This window comes from Terribacillus saccharophilus (genome assembly GCF_000725365.1).
Classification (GTDB): domain Bacteria; phylum Bacillota; class Bacilli; order Bacillales; family Amphibacillaceae; genus Terribacillus; species Terribacillus saccharophilus.
Genome location: NZ_CP008876.1, coordinates 2,706,799 through 2,722,769, shown reverse-complemented (window position 1 = coordinate 2,722,769; position 15,971 = coordinate 2,706,799). Strand labels below are relative to the sequence as shown.

The window sequence follows — 15,971 nt, the reverse complement described above, 5'->3', positions numbered from 1 at the left end:
TTTAAATTAAGCAGATGTTGTTCCTTGTCCGCCATCGATTCGATAATAAGAACCAGTGATGAATGATGCTTTTTCTGAAGAAAGGAATAACATTAAATCAGCGATTTCTTCTGCAGTAGCATAACGCTTCATCGGTACACTCGCTTCAAAGCCTTTTCTAGCTTCTTCTTCATGCCCATGAGCAGCATTTGTTTCAATAGAGCGCATCATTGCTGTATCCACACCAGATGGAGCAACAGCATTTACACGCACGCCATAGTCTGCAACTTCCAAAGCTGCTGTTTTGTTGATACCGATAAGTGCATGCTTCGAAGCAATATAAGCACTCATACCTGGAGCACCAAGCAATCCGCCGTTAGAAGCGGTATTTACGACAGCGCCGCTTTTTTGTTCTGTCATCACTTTCAATACATGTTTCAATCCAAGGAAGGCACCTACTACATTGACAGCCAATACCTTTTCCAAGTTCTCAACAGTTGAATCTACGATATTTTTGAATTCTCCATTGATACCAGCGTTATTGATGAACACATCAATACGGCCGAATTTTTCTTTGGTCTTCTGCACGTAATCTATTACATCTTCTTCTTTCGCAGCATTTGCTGCCAACAAGATTTTCTCTGCATCAATGGATGCTGCAGCTGTCTCAAGCGCTTCCTGTGAAAGGTCGACAAGAGCCAGTTTAGCCCCTTCTGCTGCAAATTTCTTAGCAGCTGCGATCCCGATTCCGCCCGCTGCTCCTGTTATAAGTACCACTTTGTCTTTGAATTCCATCTCTTAAGTCCCCTCTCAAAATATGTACTATCCTACTTATTATCGGTAACTATATTACTATTTTCAACTAAGTTGCTTAAAATTATGCAAAAAAACAGGAGAACATATTGTTCTCCTGTTACTCTGTCGGATTCAAAATTCGATGCAGGAAGCGTTGGGTACGTTCCTCTTTTGGATGAGACAGCACTTCTGCTGGCGGCCCTTGCTCAACAATGACACCGCCATCGATGAAGATGACTTCATCCGCGATCTCCTGAGCGAATTTAATCTCATGCGTGACAACAACCATCGTCCACCCTTCGTTCGCCAAATCCTTCATGACACGGAGTACTTCCCCGATCAGCTCTGGATCAAGTGCTGAAGTTGGTTCATCAAAAAGCATAAGTTCCGGTTTAATCGCTAGCGCTCGTGCAATACCGACCCGTTGCTGCTGTCCGCCAGAAAGCTGATACGGATAAAGATCTTTCTTATCCTTCAATCCTACCTTATCAAGCAATTCAATCGCTTCCGCTTTTACAGTCTGTTTGTCACGTTTTTGAACCTGAACAGGTCCTTCCATAACATTTTCAAGAACTGTGCGATGCGGGAATAGATTGTAAGATTGAAATACCATCCCTGATTTACGGCGCAGCTTAATTAACTCCTGCTGTTTGACCTTCTGGCTGAAGTCCACTTGATGGTCTTCAAAGCCTACAATACCTTCATCAGGTATCTCCAGTGCATTCAAGCAGCGAAGTAAGGTTGTCTTCCCGGAACCGGATGGTCCAAGGATTGCGATTACCTTCCCTTTATCAACTTGCATATCAATAGATTTCAATACTGTATTCGTACCGAAAGATTTCTTTAAACCTCTCACTGCTAGCATAGCTACCCCTCCTTACCTTGCTGTGTAGCGGTCTAATCTGCGTTCGAGCTGATGCTGAGCCAGCGACAGGACGAAACAGATAATCCAATATATGAAGGCAGCCAATATATAGATGTAGACAATCTGATCCAAATTCGTCGCACCAATTTGCTGTGATTTACGAAACAGCTCGGTTACGAGAATCTGAGATGCCAACGATGTTTCCTTCACTAAGCTAATAAAGCTATTGGATAACGGCGGTACGGAAACTCGTAACGCTTGAGGAAGAATAACACGAAACAATGTTTTCCGATAAGTCATCCCAATTGTAAAGCCTGCCTCCCATTGTCCTTTAGGAACAGAGAGGATGGATGCCCGGATGATTTCCGAAGCATATGCACCCACGTTTAAGGAAAACGCAATAATAGCTGTCGGATACGGATCTATCATAATATTTAATTCCGGCAGTAAGTAGAAAATAATGAACAACTGAACAAGCAGTGGTGTACCGCGGATAGCAGAAACATAAACAGAAAAAATCCACCGCAAAGGCTTGATATTAGAAATCCTTACCAATGCCGTGATGAGTGCGAGAATGATACCAAAAAAGAACGAAATAAGAGTCAAGGGGATCGTGACTTTGATCCCCTCAATCAGTATCGGCCAGAATGACTGCTGCAAAAGCTCCCAAGGGATGACAATCCCGCCGAATACCATATTACTTGTTAACATCTTCGCCAAACCATTTCGTTGAGATATCTGCTAATGTACCATCTTCACGCATCTCATCAAGTGCTTTGTTGAACTGTTCGACGATTTCACCGCTATCCTTGCGGAAAGTGAAGTACGTCTCATTTGGTTCTCCAGTTTCAAAAGCGATTTTTACTGGAGCATCTTTTTCTGTATTGTTCAAATAATCAAGGACTGCAAGCTTATCGTTGAAAGTAAGATCAACACGACCTTGTTCAATCAATTGAATTGATTGCGCCAAACCTTCTACACCTTCGATTTGAGCGCCAGCTTCTGTAGCTACCGCATTGTAGTTACTTGTTAGAGATTGTGCAGATGTTTTACCTTCTACATCTTCAATTGCTTTAATGTCATTGTTATCTGCAGCTGTTACAACTACTGACTGGGACTTCGTATAAGAATCAGAGAAATCGTACTGGCCGACACGTTCGTCGTCCTCACCTTTACCAACTTGGTTCGCAATAACATCGAAACGAGCACTGTTCAATCCAGAGAACATGGAATCCCATTGTGTTTCTTCAAATTTCACATCAAGATCCAAACGCTTACCGACTTCCTTCATCACTTCCACGTCATAGCCTGTAAGTTCACCGCTATCATCATGGAATGTGAAAGGAGCGTATGTTCCTTCTGTTCCGACTGTAATTTCACCTTTATCTTGAACTTCTTGCCAAAGATCAGCATTACCGCTGTTATCTCCAGAATCGGAAGCGGAATCATCTCCGTTGCCACATGCAGCAAGAATTGCAAATATCGACATAAATAGTAGACCTAATAGTGCTTTCTTCATGTACCAAACCCACTTTTCTATAATTTTTAACTTTCATCAGTTTAAGGCCAACATCAGGAAAAGTAAAGAAATAAGTCTGAGTAAACTAATCAGGATTAAATCCTCTGCTATCGCTTATTATAAACGTAACTGCGTTCCATCATTCAGCTAAATTCCAGAAGCCATTTATACACCACCGCAAAAGCATTTTCTTCTAAAGGCTCGTTCAGAGTTACAATACCCAGTCAGCGAATGGATGGAACATATTTCACGAAAATGAGACATGAAATGCGTTAATTTAGTATGGAAGAAAGTACATTCAAGCAAGTATGTGTAAAGAAACCGCAGGATGGTCACATTAACAGCAGAGTGAAAGTTGGAGGTAACAGAAATGAACAAAAAGCAACGTGGCCTATTCCTGACAGCTATCGCAACAGGGACAATGCTCAATCCACTGAATTCCTCGATGATATCATTGGCTCTTCACGCTATTCAGCATGAATTTTCACTCAGCTTTGCAACAGTATCCTGGCTAATTTCTTCTTATTATTTAGCCAGTAGTATCGTTGTCCCAATTGCTGGGAAGATTGGGGATTTGATTGGACGGCGTAAGATGCTTTTAATCGGATTGCTGCTTGTAGCCATTTCTGCTGTTGGCGCTCCATTTGCAGGCACGTTCCTTATTTTATTAGGCATGAGGCTTTTCCAGGCAGTCGGCAGCAGTTCCATTTATCCTGCTGGTATGGCACTTGTGCGGACTCATATTCATGAGAAACAAGCATCAGCACTTGCCATTCTTTCTATTTTCACTTCCTCCATGTCAGCATTTGGCCCAACCGCCGGCGGATTTCTGATCGACTTTGCAGGCTGGCAGTCAATCTTTACAGTGAATGCCCCATTTATTCTGCTTAGTTTCCTGCTCACCTGGTTCGCTGTCCCAAAGGATCCAAAAACTGTGCACTATACTTTCCGGGAGTTTTGGAAACAACTCGACAGCATTGGGATTATCCTATTTGCAATTGGTATGAGCTTTCTTTTATATTTTCTACTATCTTTCGAGCACGGTATCCATCTAATACCCCTTGGGATAGGAATTATATTTCTAGCATCATTTATTGTGCGTGAATTACGTACTTCCTACCCTTTTATCGACGTACGTTTATTGCGGAGCAACAAACAACTGACACTCGTCTACATCCAGTTCATACTATTGAATATCTTTAACTACAGTCTCTTCTTTGGCCTGCCGAGCTTCTTCCAAGATGTCTTGCATTACAGCCTGAAGACGAGCGGTCTGATGATGATTTTCCTTTCTGGTGCAAGTACACTTGTGTCATTCCTGATGGGACGCTGGATCGACCGTTCCGGCACAAGTATTCCAACGATAGTTGGGGCTGTGCTTATGATTGGCGGAACTGCAGCATTGGCTGTCATATCCCAGCGTCTTACTCTCGGAAACATTGGTGCTGTTCTTATTTTTCTCGGTATCAGCTATGGTATCGGTAATGTCACCTTGCAAGCAGCAATGCTAAATGCTTCCCCCGAGCGTATAGTCGGGACAAGCTCGGGACTCTTCCAAACATGCAGATACCTCGGTTCCATTCTTTCTTCTGTTGTCTTAGCAATTGTCTTTGGTTCAGACCTGTCCTTACCCGGTTTCCGGATCCTTATGATAGTTCTTGTCATTACCGGTCTGGCCTTCTTGTTCACAGCTGTTTATTCAAAACAACTGGAAAAAGCAGCAGTATAAATTTCTGCTGCTTTTTTCATATTCTATTGACAGCCACCTCTATTGGTCATACAATTAAACAAAATAACAAATAGCCCATTCTTTTTTATTGCTTCTAATTGAAATCGCTTACAAAAAGGAGGAATATAATTGAAATCCACGACTAATCCTTATTTTGTTAAAGTACATGAACAAGACAATGTTGCAATCGCTGTTGCTGACGGCGGTCTTGCTGCTGGTACTTCTCTTGCAAATGACATTGTCACACAGGAGCATATCCCCCAGGGCCACAAGCTTTCCCTGCAGCCTATCCATACAGGCGAACCTGTTATCCGCTACGGCGAAGTAATTGGGCATGCTACAACAGATATTCCCACTGGAAGCTGGATTCAGGAACGACACTTGCTCATGCCAACGCCACCGCCGCTGGATGAACTATCTCTTTCTCCAGACCCTGCCGTACCTCTCCCTTCATTAGAAGGTTATACATTCGAAGGCTATCGTAATCCGGATGGCTCAGTCGGCACCAAAAACATTCTCGGTATTATAACAAGTGTTCAATGTGTCGTCGGTGTAATGGATCTCGCAGTTAAACGTTTGAAACAGGAAGTACTCCCAAACTACCCAAATGTCGATGATATTGTCGGCCTTCACCATGCCTACGGCTGCGGGGTCGCTATCCAGGCACCAGAAGCAGTCATTCCAATCCGCACAGTGCAAAACTTGGCCCGTCATCCGAACTTCGGCGGTGAAACACTAGTCATCGGTCTTGGCTGTGAAAAACTCATTCCATCACGCGTTAATCCTAGCGGAAACGACGAGGATATTATCATGCTGCAGGATCAACAGGGCTTTCATGCAATGGTGGACAAAATCATAGAAAAAGCAGAAGCAAAGCTGATTATACTGAATAAACGGAAACGAGAAACGTGTCCTGTTTCTGAATTGGTCATCGGAACACAGTGCGGCGGAAGTGACGCGTTCTCCGGTGTCACTGCGAACCCTGCCGTAGGTTATGCATCGGATCTACTTGTTCGCGCTGGTGCAACCGTGATGTTTTCCGAAGTGACAGAAGTGCGGGATGCAATCCACTTGCTTACACCTCGGGCTGCCAGCAAGGAAGTCGCTGCAAAGCTAGTGCGGGAAATGGACTGGTACGACCGTTATCTCGCATCTGGTCAGGCAGATCGAAGCGCTAATCCGTCCCCGGGGAATAAAAAAGGCGGTTTATCCAATGTTGTAGAAAAAGCATTGGGCTCTGTCGCGAAGTCTGGACAAAGCACAATTACCGATGTCCTCGCACCCGGAGAACGCGCTGAAACGAAGGGCTTACTATTCGCTGCCACTCCTGCTAGTGATTTTGTCTGCGGTACACTTCAGCTTGCTTCCGGCATTCATCTGCAGCTTTTCACTACCGGCCGTGGAACGCCATACAGTCTGGCAATGGCTCCTGTTGTGAAGATATCGACACGGACAGCCCTGCACGAGCAATGGAGAGATTTAATAGATATCAATGCTGGCACGATTGCTACCGGCGAAGCAACATTGGAAGAAGTCGGCTGGGAAATCTTCCGCTTTATACTTGATGTAGCAAGTGGCAAAAAACAGACTTGGGCGGATCATTGGGGCACCCATAACGACCTAGCTCTATTCAATCCAGCACCTATAACATGATAGAAAGAAATCCCGATGCATTACGCGTCGGGATTTTTCTTTTTATCCTATGAAAAAGCGCAAAGCAGCCATGAGCACAACGCCAATTATTACTGTAAATAATAAACTCTTTGTCCAAAGCGCGAAAAGAATAGTAGGTATCATGATTGCGATAACCTGCCAATCAAAAGAAAGAGGTCCGTTTTCTCCTAGAACATTCGAGACAACAAGTGCTGTCAGTATACATATAGGTATATAGGATAGCCATCTCAGGGCAAGCATCGGCAACTTCAGATTTCTAATAATCAAAAAAGGCAGTACACGGGGCAATATGGTCACTGCTGCGCATGCAGCGATCAGCAGCAGCATGGATAAGGAAACGTTCATTTTTCCGTTACCACTCCAATCGTTGCGCCGAGAATGGTCGCCAGCAACACAGCCATATGGGAACTGACGAAGAATGAGAAGCCAACCATCAGAATGACAATACATAGAATTAATCGAATATAGTGCTTTATCTTTACTGATTCAATTGCATCCAGCTGCAGGACAAGCAATGCAATGAACATACTCGTCAGTGCAAAATCCAGACCAAATGCTTCCGGATCTGATATCCAGTTTCCAAACAATGCGCCAACAGCACAAGAAATAATCCAGCATATATAAGCCGTCACATTTAACCCGTTCATCCAGCTCGACGTCAAGCCTCGTTTCTGTTGGACCTTGCCAGAAGCTACACCGAATGTTTCATCTGTCAGCAGCACGCCAAATCCGATATTCTTCCAAACAGAATACTGAGTAAAATGTGGCGCCATTGTCGCACTCATAAGAAAATGGCGTAAATTCACGATGAACGTCGTTAATATGATTGCGGCAGCTGGACTTCCATCTAGCACTAATGCAGCAAATATAAATTGAGCTGACCCAGCGTATACAAGCACTGACAGTAACACTACCTCCAGCGCACTAAGTCCTGCTGCAACACCAACTACTCCCGCTGCAATCCCGATGCTGATATATCCAAGCAGAGTAGGAATACAATCCCTCACTCCCTGCCTAAAAGTCATTTCATCGTTTTCTTCCGCTCCAATTGATGCATGAACATCGGCCATCCTGCTCTCACCTTCAAACTTCTCTAGTATTGGTAGTCAGTATATCAAAGGGAGGTCCGTAGTGGGAATAAGATAAAGTTTTTTTAAACCCTTCCAATAGGAGTCTAATAAGTATGTTTTTTTCTCTAGATAGACTAGGATGAAATTAGTCAAGATTACATATTCCCATAGTGTTTCTTTAAGTTCCATTGATAATAAGGCAATTCCCCAATCAATATTAACTTTTTTAGGCGGGATACATAGATAAGTATTAAAGGTTTTCTTATTATCGGATCTGGGTATAAATACTTAGTTTCACAAAGAACAGGAGAAGATTCCAATAATAAATAATCCGCTATTAACGACACAAGTCTTGGATAATAATGCCGTACTTGCCGCAGCAGAGAAGTCTTTGGCTATGATAGAGTTCACACCATATGGCGAAGTATTATGGGCTAATAAGAATTTTGCCGCAACCATTGGCTACACACAGACTGAGCTCCCTGGTATGCATCACCGGCAATTCTGCACACCAGATTTTTCTACTAGCACAGACTATAACCAGTTTTGGAGCCGACTGCGCAGTGGTCAATCTTTCCAGGACAAGATTATGCGAATTGCCAGAAATGGAGATGTTATCTGGCTGGAAGCTACATACATGCCTGTCCATGCTGATGATGGCAGTGTACAAGCCGTCTTGAAAATTGCAACTGATATTACAGCACGGGAAATCGGAACTAAAACAATCACGTCTGACCTGCAGCAGATGGCCATTGACCTTCGTGCCCGCACGACTTCTGGAATAGAAAAAAACAATGGTGCCGCTGATTCAATACAGTCCATTGTTGCTGCGACGACTGCTAATATCGATGCAACGGATGCCTTAAGTAAACAAGCTGGCTCCCTACAATCACTTGTCCAAACTATTAGGGACATTGCAAACCAGACCAATTTATTAGCGTTGAATGCTGCTATTCAAGCAGCACATGCTGGCGAGCATGGCAGAGGTTTCAATGTTGTGGCCGATGAAGTAAGGAAACTGGCAACACAGGCAGCAGAAGCAACTAAGCAAGCTCAAGAAAACATTGGGAAGATGACCGAACGTATTCAACAGATTGAATCTGTTTCGCATCAGGCCCAACAGCGTAGTATGGAAGGGACAACTCGTGTGCAAGAGGTTATAGAAGAACTTTATACCCTGGAACAAGCGGCCCAGAATCTGGATAAACAAGCAAATGAACTTAGCTCTCTTATTTAAGGAATCGCATTACTGCGGGATTTTTCATCTGCAGAATAAGAGACTAGTATAATACTCACAAGTATTATTTACAGAAATTTAACTATTTGGATATGGAGAACAGAAATGGTTAATTGACATAAATCGGCAAAGCTAGTACGCTTAAGTCCCGTTGAGGAATGATGTTTGGGGAGTAATTTAGTATGTACAAATTTAAGATTGATGACAAAGAAAAAGTTCTTCATATAACAGCAGAAGGATTTTTTAAAAATAATGAATCTACAGAATTCATGGAAACACTTTATGAAACATTCGGATCTATCCAAGCAACCGAATATGACTTAATTGTCGACCTAATTCATTTAAATGTAATAAAGCAGAATCTGGTTTATAGAATTGCTGATGCTTTTGAGTTATATGATGAGCTCGGTTTCCGTAATATTGTCATCGTCAATCCAATTTCCATTTTAGCGAAAGTACAGCTTTTCAATATCGCAAGAAGCGTGCATTTTTCCGGCACCTTCGTAGATTCACTGGAAGAATGGCGAACGCATTAACGCGCCGCCATCCTGTCCGGAATCTTCTTTTTTGCCACATGAATGAGCAGACCTATCAGTGTGAGTACGATGAGCGAGGTCAACGCAATTCTGCTTGCCAAATCTCCGTAACCCCTCAAGCCAAGTGTAATACTTCCATAGATCATCGGCCCGATGATGGAAGATACTTTTCCCGAGAATGCGAACAGACCAAAGAACTGTCCTTGTTTTTCAACTGGAGAGAGATCCACAATTAAAATCCTCGATGTAACCCAAATCGACCCCAAAGCAATTCCGAAAAGACTGCCCGCTATCCAGAACATCCATTGTGCAGTTGCCAATACTCCTACTGTCAAAGCTACTACCATAATCAAAGCCACAAATGAAAATGATCGATGTGCCCCTACCCTATTAGCTATCTGACCAAAACAGAATGAACCTATGATTGCTGTTACTGTTGATACAAGATAGAGGATAATGAACTGCCCAGAACTGAACCCCACAACTGTGACAGCATAAACGCTCATGACCGCAATGGTTGTAGCAATCGCATCATTGACAAAGAAATAAGCCACCATGAATTGTAAAATAGATCGATGCTTTCTTATTTCCTTGAAGGTGGCGATAATCTCTTTATAACCAGTTAATAGACTGACACTAGACTGCTTCTGCACAGATTTCTTTTCTTTGAGGAAAAATACAAGCGGTAGTGTGAACACTAAATACAGACCAGCCGTAGCAAGAAAAACATATTCATATCCGTCATCGAGTAAAAAATAAACGAGCAAGCCGACAAGCGTCCCCATATAACCAACAGCTACCCCAAAACCCGACAATGTCGATAGACGATTCCGCGGTACCAAATCACTAATTTTTGCATCATAGAATATAAGACTGCTGTTGTAAAAGAACTTTGCAAGTACAAACACAAGTACAGTCGCTACAAACGGAGCTGGAAGTCCCCATAGTGTTGTTTCCGTATTCCATCCTGCAAATACACCCATTAAAACTGTACACAGAATTGAAACAGCCGCGAATCGTATGATATATCGCTGCTTATAACCAGTTTTGTCGATCCACACACCGAATAATGGTGAAAAGATGACAAGAAAGAAGCTAGCCAGCGCATTCGCATAAGCAATCAGTGTATTTCCAAGCTGCTCCATTTCTGCAGTATTACCGATTGAATCGGTCACATAAAACGGAAAGAAGATAGTTGTAATATTAGAAGAGAAAATCGTATTAGCAAAGTCATATAAAGCCCAAGACAAAATAGGCAAGGACAGCAAAAAACCGAAGCCCCTGTTTTGATCGGGTTTCTGCCTTAAACGTTTACTTTCCATAGGAAACCTCCTTTTTCTTCCACTATACCTTATGCTTGTTGACCTGCATGCTTATTTACAAAAAAATTACAGTGCTGCCTTTTTTGTCGAATGGTTCTTGCTCATTAAATATCGTTGCGAATCTATAGGAGGTATTAAGATGGACACTTTTGTGAATTCCCCGGCAATATTATTTGTCCTTTGCTTTATATTCCTACTGGTAGCTGGTCGCAAGCATCATTTTACTTATCGTCTATAAATAAGGACGCTTGTTCTCACTCCTGACTGCTCTGCTAGTACCCGTATTATTTCTTACCCGCTTCTACAACGCCCTCATGCGCTCAAGCGGAACAACAGAAATACAATACTTTTTTATTAGTCTTTTACTCTCTGCAGTCATAATGACTGTTTTGCTGGATATCACTTATAAGCTGGTGGATATGGATATTCCACTTTCGTTTTCGCTTAAGGAAGGACGGGTAAAGCCTCTAAGAGATTTTTTAGGGGTGATTTATATGGAGCTTATCGCAATAATTGGAGTCCTGATTGGCATAATTCAAGCAATCTTAATAGGATTCGATTTTCGAAGAAACCGCCAGATGATGAAGATCATGTATATCGTTTGGCCAATGATTGGAATCTATTTCCCAATCATTGGTCTATGGGCTTATTATGTGATTGGCAGGAAAGACAGCATGAAAGTAAATGCAAAACATGATCAGATGCAGCATGCTGATAAACCTTTTTGGCAGCAGGTATTTGTCTCGACTACCCACTGCAGCAGCGGATGTGCACTTGGTGATATGATCGGAGCACCGATTGTGTTTTGGGCAGGTCTTACGATTGCCGGCAGTACGCTCTATGCCGATTTTGCAGTAGAGTTCATCTTAGCTTTTCTATTTGGTATTTTATTTCAGTATTACGGCATGGGCATGAATACGAAAAAAGATAGTCATCTAGCCGATGCAATCAAGTCAGATGCACTCTCCCTCATTGCATTTGAGATTGGTATGTTCGGATTTATGCTATTGGCGCATTCCGTATTTTTTGAAGGATTACATCCAAATAGTGTACTGTTTTGGTTCATGATGCAAATTGCCATGATAATCGGATTTGCTACCAGTTATCCTGTTAACTGGATATTGGTACGAAAAGGCATCAAACATGCCATGTAAAAAAAAGACGTGAAAGCTGTTTTCTGCCTTCACGTCTTTTTCATAAAACTATTACTCCTCCACTTGCTCCACAACGGAATGCCCTGTCGACTCGTCATCGTACATCCATTGCCACTCTTCATGAAGACGGATCCTGCCATCTGCTAAAATCTCTGGTATAGATACGCATTGTCCACTGCGCAACTCATATTGATCGTTAATATGATGGTAACGGAACCGAAGCTTACCATCTGATTCCACCAATCCGATCAGCCTTCCTTCCAGAATTGATCCTCCCGCATAAGCTGCAGTAAGAATTTGGCCTTCTTGCTGATAATGAAAGGTAGTTTCACTGGATGTTTCTCCGTTATCTGTATTCGTGACGGCACGGAAAGTCAGGTTATGATAATTCATCCTGTCCCTCCACTTTAAGCCGTTTTCTAGCCTGTTCTGCGCGTTCCATTGCTTCTTCCACTGTTTCTGCAGTGGATAAAGCCACAGCAACTCTGCGACCTACTGTTGTCGCTGGTTTACGGAAGACACGAATCTGTGTCTCGGGTTCTTGCAACGCCTCTCTTAAGCCCGATATATGATAGGATTCTAAAGAAATATCTGCTTTTAACGGACTGGTAGCACCAGGCTGCATTAGTTTAATTTCTGTAACCGGCAAGCCTAGAATCGCTCGTACGTGCAAGGCAAATTGAGACAGCTGCTGTGTTACCATCGTCACCATACCAGTGTCATGCGGACGCGGTGATACCTCACTGAAATATACTTGATCGCCAGCAAGGAAAAGCTCTACTCCAAATAAGCCGTAGCCGCCTAATCCTGTTGTGATACGCTCTGCTATCTCATGCGCTTCTTCCAACTGCGAATCTGTCAGCTGATGAGGCTGCCATGAAGCGATATAGTCACCATTTTCCTGTTCATGCCCAATTGGCTCGCAGAAGAAGGTACCGTTCACCGCTCGAACAGTCAGCAATGTAATTTCCGCATCAAAGTGAATGAATTCTTCTACGATGATACGTGGTTTCTGCACCCTTCCGCCTTCCATAGCGATTTGCCAGCTTCGCTCGATATCCTCAGGCTTCCGGCAGACACTTTGGCCTTTACCAGAGGAACTCATCAATGGCTTGATGACGCATGGAAAACCAATTTCTTTTGCTGCTTTCTGAAATTCTTCATATGTATCTGCAAAACGATAACCAGCTGTCGGGATATCTAATGTTTCTGCAGCAAATCTGCGAATGCCTTCACGATCCATCGTCAGCTGAGCTGCTTTTGCAGTTGGCACGACATGATAGCCTTCCTTCTCCAATTCAACCAATTCTTCTGTAGCAATTGCTTCAATCTCCGGAACAAGAAAATCAGGTTTCTCCCAATCCACAATCTGTCTGAGCTTTTCTCGATCAAGCATATCAATAACATAGCTGCGGTCGGCAACAGCCATTGCCGGAGCCCCATCGTACCTATCGACTGCTATCGTCTCTACGCCAAGCCGCTGTGCTTCAATCACAACTTCTTTTCCAAGTTCTCCAGATCCGAGCAGCAGCAGTTTTTTCGTTTGATACATACTATCGCCTCCTGAGTTGCAATTAGTAAAAAGTTTTGCGCCATGATTCGACTTTATCTGATAAACTTATGTTACCATGCCTGTCCAATTCAGGTAATCCTTACTTTTGTCGCAGGAGGAAAAACGTTGCTTCCGTTCATCGATATACCGGGTATCCATCTTCTCTACACTATCACTAGCGTATTGCTTATAAGCGTACTCACCAGGCTTGTATTATATGTGAGCCAGCATATGATGCGGACAGCCGTAAGTACTTGGAAAGTGACTTTAGTATCACTAGGAACTGGCTTAAGTGCCGTACTGGCTACCTATTCGTTTACCCTATCGATTGATGCGGGCCCTGCTCCTCAAGCAACATGGCTTTTCTTCGTCATCAATTTCCTCTTAAGTTCCATTAGCGGCGCTCTTATTCTGTGTGTCGTACGCAGTCCGATAGGAAATACCAGGCATGATTTGCTTATCAGCCTGCTTTTAGCCGCCTTGATTTACTTTTTACATATGTTAACACCGTTTTCTTTATATCCGGATTTTCTTGATGTCCACCTTGTAGAAGTACTTACTTCGATGGTTTTGACACAATCGACTATATTCACCTTATTCCGTTTTCTTAATATGTATACGAATGGAGAAGAGATGAAGTGGAGCAAGATGCTGTTGCTATTTGGAAGCCTGATGTCTGGAATTGCTATTGTTGGTTTAGGTTATTGCATCTTTGCAGCTTTCACTTTTTATGATTCAACAGTATCTCATAGCTTGCATTTTCTAATTCCTACTGCTGTCGTTCTAATTTCAAATACAATTTTGACTGTCATTCCGCTGCTTTATCGGAACAGGGCACTAGTGACGACACATCAGCTCTATCAATCTCTGTTCAATGACAACCCTAATGCGGTATTGGCAGTTGAGAAGAATGGTTCGATTCAGCATGCTAATAAAGAAAGTGAATCTTTGACCGGTTATAACGAGGATGCTATCAAAAGAATGGATGCCGCAGCTCTCTTCCTTGATAAGGAGATATTTCAGGATCACCTTAATATCCTTATGAATGGCGGATCACATCAATGGGACACTAAAATAGTTAATCATTCAGGCTTACAAATAGATGTACATGTTACTGGCATACCTACTATTGTGAGGCATCATATTGTTGGTTACTTCCTTGTCATCAAGGACATATCGCATACGATTGAAACAGCCAAACAAGTAGAATTTCTTGCCTATCATGACGATCTGACTAAATTGCCGAATCGCCGTCTGATGCAGCAACAGATGCAAGAATACGCTGAAAAAGGAACCACCTTCAGTATTCTGTTAATTGACTATGATTTGTTCAAACGAATCAATGATATTTTTGGACATTCCTTTGGCGATAAGGTCCTAGTGGAAACAGCAGCTCGGTTGGAAAGAATCTTGGATGGTAAAGGTACAGTTAACCGAGTCGGAGGAGATGAGTTCCTGCTCATAGTTCCCGGAAAAGCTGAAACTCGACTGGCTAAATATATTGTCGAGCAGTTCCGGCAGCCAATACGGCTTCAAGATTACGAGCATGTTTTACAAGCTAGCATCGGTATTGCTTCCTTCCCAGAGCATGCAGAAGATATGGATAATCTCTATAAATACGCTGACATTGCCATGTATCAGACAAAAGAAAACGGCGGAAATAATTACACTGTCTTTCAGCCGGAAATGGCAGAAAAACAGGTGCTTCGGTTCGAGATTGAACATGAGCTGCAGAAAGCGATCGAGACACAGGCTTTTGACTTGTACTTCCAGCCAAAATTCCACAGTTTCACACGTACAATAACCGGAGCAGAAGTACTGCTGCGCTGGAATCATCCCGAACGTGGGTTCATTCCCCCGAATGTATTCATTCCGATTGCCGAGGAAAGCGGTTTGATAGTCGCGATTGAGCGCGGTGTCATCGAGCGGGTAATGGCTTGTTTATCTAAATGGCGGGAAGAAACAGCCGAATGCAATATTCCTTGCATTTCCATCAACGTATCTGTTATTACATTCCTGCAGGATGATTTCTCCAGTTTCTTCCGAGATCGATTGGAACATTACAATTTGAATGGAAGCTTGCTGGAGCTGGAAATCACAGAACGCGTTGTCATGCAGAATGAAACGAAAATAAATTCCATCCTCCAGAAATTGCGCGAAACAGGTGTTAAGATCAGTATCGATGATTTTGGCACCGGATATAGTTCCTTAAACTATCTGGATAAACTCCAGGTCGACATCTTAAAAATTGATCAAACGTTCATTCAACATATTGAATATAACCAGTCCATTGTTGCCACCATCCAGTCGCTGGCTGAAAACCTGAAGCTTCATACAATAGCAGAAGGCGTCGAAACGGAAGCACAGCTGCAAGCACTTCAAGGGCTTGGCTGTACAGAGGTACAAGGTTATCTGTTTTCCAAGCCACTGCCTCAAGCTGATTTCGAGTCAGCTTACATTATGAAAATACCCGCGGATGCCTAGCATTCCGGGTATTTTTGTATAGATTTTTACCCGCTTCCGCATACTAACAGCATTA

Annotated in this window: 15 protein-coding genes and 1 pseudogene; 7 read left to right on the top strand and 9 right to left on the bottom strand. The window is 42.9% G+C overall.

Translation table 11 applies throughout. From position 1 onward, the window contains the following. Nucleotides 1-6 precede the first annotated feature (6 nt). The 4 genes from GZ22_RS13640 to GZ22_RS13625 all read right to left on the bottom strand — a co-directional run bounded on the left by GZ22_RS13640 (nucleotide 7) and on the right by GZ22_RS13625 (nucleotide 3,158). Complete coding sequence (locus tag GZ22_RS13640; protein WP_038563563.1) at nucleotides 7-774, bottom strand: SDR family NAD(P)-dependent oxidoreductase; 768 nt, start codon at nucleotides 772-774, stop codon at nucleotides 7-9. 118 nt (nucleotides 775-892) lie between these two features. Next, nucleotides 893-1,639, bottom strand: a complete 747-nt coding sequence (locus GZ22_RS13635) for an amino acid ABC transporter ATP-binding protein (RefSeq protein WP_038563560.1) — start codon at nucleotides 1,637-1,639, stop codon at nucleotides 893-895. 12 nt (nucleotides 1,640-1,651) lie between these two features. Next, the gene (locus GZ22_RS13630) at nucleotides 1,652-2,350 is read right to left on the bottom strand and encodes an amino acid ABC transporter permease (RefSeq protein ID WP_038563557.1); all 699 of its coding nucleotides are present in this window, start codon (nucleotides 2,348-2,350) and stop codon (nucleotides 1,652-1,654) included. Then, nucleotides 2,337-3,158 carry an amino acid ABC transporter substrate-binding protein gene (locus GZ22_RS13625; protein WP_038563555.1) on the bottom strand — a complete coding sequence of 274 codons (822 nt, stop codon included), beginning with the start codon at nucleotides 3,156-3,158 and terminating at the stop codon, nucleotides 2,337-2,339. The genes GZ22_RS13630 and GZ22_RS13625 overlap by 14 nt, the downstream gene beginning before the upstream one ends. Before the next feature lie 370 nt (nucleotides 3,159-3,528). On the opposite strand from GZ22_RS13625, the gene GZ22_RS13620 reads away from it, so the two are divergent. Beyond that, nucleotides 3,529-4,887: an MFS transporter gene (locus GZ22_RS13620; RefSeq protein ID WP_038563552.1), complete on the top strand. Its 1,359-nt coding sequence runs from the start codon at nucleotides 3,529-3,531 to the stop codon at nucleotides 4,885-4,887. 129 nt (nucleotides 4,888-5,016) lie between these two features. Beyond that, entirely contained in the window at nucleotides 5,017-6,540 is a 1,524-nt protein-coding gene (gene garD, locus GZ22_RS13615) for a galactarate dehydratase (RefSeq protein WP_038563550.1), read from the top strand. 42 nt (nucleotides 6,541-6,582) lie between these two features. On the opposite strand, the gene GZ22_RS13610 is transcribed toward garD, so the two are convergent. Next, the gene (locus GZ22_RS13610; protein ID WP_038563547.1) at nucleotides 6,583-6,906 is read right to left on the bottom strand and encodes an AzlD domain-containing protein; all 324 of its coding nucleotides are present in this window, start codon (nucleotides 6,904-6,906) and stop codon (nucleotides 6,583-6,585) included. Continuing rightward, the gene (locus tag GZ22_RS13605; protein WP_051748278.1) at nucleotides 6,903-7,631 is read right to left on the bottom strand and encodes an AzlC family ABC transporter permease; all 729 of its coding nucleotides are present in this window, start codon (nucleotides 7,629-7,631) and stop codon (nucleotides 6,903-6,905) included. Before GZ22_RS13605 ends, GZ22_RS13610 begins: the two co-directional genes overlap by 4 nt. A 352-nt stretch (nucleotides 7,632-7,983) precedes the next feature. Between GZ22_RS13605 and GZ22_RS19135 the strand changes: the two are divergent. From GZ22_RS19135 to GZ22_RS13595, 3 genes and pseudogenes are all read left to right on the top strand, one after another. Beyond that, nucleotides 7,984-8,328, top strand: a pseudogene (locus GZ22_RS19135) (PAS domain-containing protein); the annotation flags it as partial. A gap of 48 nt (nucleotides 8,329-8,376) precedes the next feature. Further along, nucleotides 8,377-8,868, top strand: a complete 492-nt coding sequence (locus GZ22_RS19130) for a methyl-accepting chemotaxis protein (protein ID WP_404819849.1) — start codon at nucleotides 8,377-8,379, stop codon at nucleotides 8,866-8,868. 182 nt (nucleotides 8,869-9,050) lie between these two features. Next, the gene (locus tag GZ22_RS13595) at nucleotides 9,051-9,404 is read left to right on the top strand and encodes a hypothetical protein (protein WP_038563539.1); all 354 of its coding nucleotides are present in this window, start codon (nucleotides 9,051-9,053) and stop codon (nucleotides 9,402-9,404) included. On the opposite strand, the gene GZ22_RS13590 is transcribed toward GZ22_RS13595, so the two are convergent. Beyond that, nucleotides 9,401-10,726 carry an MFS transporter gene (locus GZ22_RS13590; RefSeq protein WP_038563536.1) on the bottom strand — a complete coding sequence of 442 codons (1,326 nt, stop codon included), beginning with the start codon at nucleotides 10,724-10,726 and terminating at the stop codon, nucleotides 9,401-9,403. The genes GZ22_RS13595 and GZ22_RS13590 overlap by 4 nt on opposite strands. A gap of 494 nt (nucleotides 10,727-11,220) precedes the next feature. Here GZ22_RS13590 and GZ22_RS13585 point away from each other — a divergent pair, with 494 nt between their 5' ends. Next, nucleotides 11,221-11,880: a DUF4396 domain-containing protein gene (locus GZ22_RS13585; RefSeq protein ID WP_038563533.1), complete on the top strand. Its 660-nt coding sequence runs from the start codon at nucleotides 11,221-11,223 to the stop codon at nucleotides 11,878-11,880. A gap of 51 nt (nucleotides 11,881-11,931) precedes the next feature. On the opposite strand, the gene GZ22_RS13580 is transcribed toward GZ22_RS13585, so the two are convergent. Together GZ22_RS13580 and purT are read right to left on the bottom strand one after the other, a co-directional pair. Beyond that, nucleotides 11,932-12,273, bottom strand: coding sequence for an avidin-fold protein (locus tag GZ22_RS13580; protein WP_038563531.1), 342 nt, complete (start codon nucleotides 12,271-12,273; stop codon nucleotides 11,932-11,934). Continuing rightward, nucleotides 12,260-13,432, bottom strand: a complete 1,173-nt coding sequence (gene purT, locus GZ22_RS13575) for a phosphoribosylglycinamide formyltransferase 2 (RefSeq protein WP_038563529.1) — start codon at nucleotides 13,430-13,432, stop codon at nucleotides 12,260-12,262. The genes GZ22_RS13580 and purT overlap by 14 nt, the downstream gene beginning before the upstream one ends. Before the next feature lie 126 nt (nucleotides 13,433-13,558). Here purT and GZ22_RS13570 point away from each other — a divergent pair, with 126 nt between their 5' ends. Then, a complete protein-coding gene (locus tag GZ22_RS13570; RefSeq protein ID WP_038563526.1) occupies nucleotides 13,559-15,916 on the top strand; it encodes an EAL domain-containing protein in 2,358 nt (785 codons plus the stop codon). Nucleotides 15,917-15,971 lie beyond the last annotated feature (55 nt).

Coding starts and splice junctions, on each gene's coding strand:
- GZ22_RS13640 (WP_038563563.1), bottom strand. CDS start 774: ATGGAATTCAAAGACAAAGTGGTACTTATAACAGGAGCAGCGGGCGGA.
- GZ22_RS13635 (WP_038563560.1), bottom strand. CDS start 1,639: ATGCTAGCAGTGAGAGGTTTAAAGAAATCTTTCGGTACGAATACAGTA.
- GZ22_RS13630 (WP_038563557.1), bottom strand. CDS start 2,350: ATGTTAACAAGTAATATGGTATTCGGCGGGATTGTCATCCCTTGGGAG.
- GZ22_RS13625 (WP_038563555.1), bottom strand. CDS start 3,158: ATGAAGAAAGCACTATTAGGTCTACTATTTATGTCGATATTTGCAATT.
- GZ22_RS13620 (WP_038563552.1), top strand. CDS start 3,529: ATGAACAAAAAGCAACGTGGCCTATTCCTGACAGCTATCGCAACAGGG.
- GZ22_RS13610 (WP_038563547.1), bottom strand. CDS start 6,906: ATGAACGTTTCCTTATCCATGCTGCTGCTGATCGCTGCATGCGCAGCA.
- GZ22_RS13605 (WP_051748278.1), bottom strand. CDS start 7,631: ATGGCCGATGTTCATGCATCAATTGGAGCGGAAGAAAACGATGAAATG.
- GZ22_RS19130 (WP_404819849.1), top strand. CDS start 8,377: ATGGCCATTGACCTTCGTGCCCGCACGACTTCTGGAATAGAAAAAAAC.
- GZ22_RS13595 (WP_038563539.1), top strand. CDS start 9,051: ATGTACAAATTTAAGATTGATGACAAAGAAAAAGTTCTTCATATAACA.
- GZ22_RS13590 (WP_038563536.1), bottom strand. CDS start 10,726: ATGGAAAGTAAACGTTTAAGGCAGAAACCCGATCAAAACAGGGGCTTC.
- GZ22_RS13585 (WP_038563533.1), top strand. CDS start 11,221: ATGGAGCTTATCGCAATAATTGGAGTCCTGATTGGCATAATTCAAGCA.
- GZ22_RS13580 (WP_038563531.1), bottom strand. CDS start 12,273: ATGAATTATCATAACCTGACTTTCCGTGCCGTCACGAATACAGATAAC.
- purT (WP_038563529.1), bottom strand. CDS start 13,432: ATGTATCAAACGAAAAAACTGCTGCTGCTCGGATCTGGAGAACTTGGA.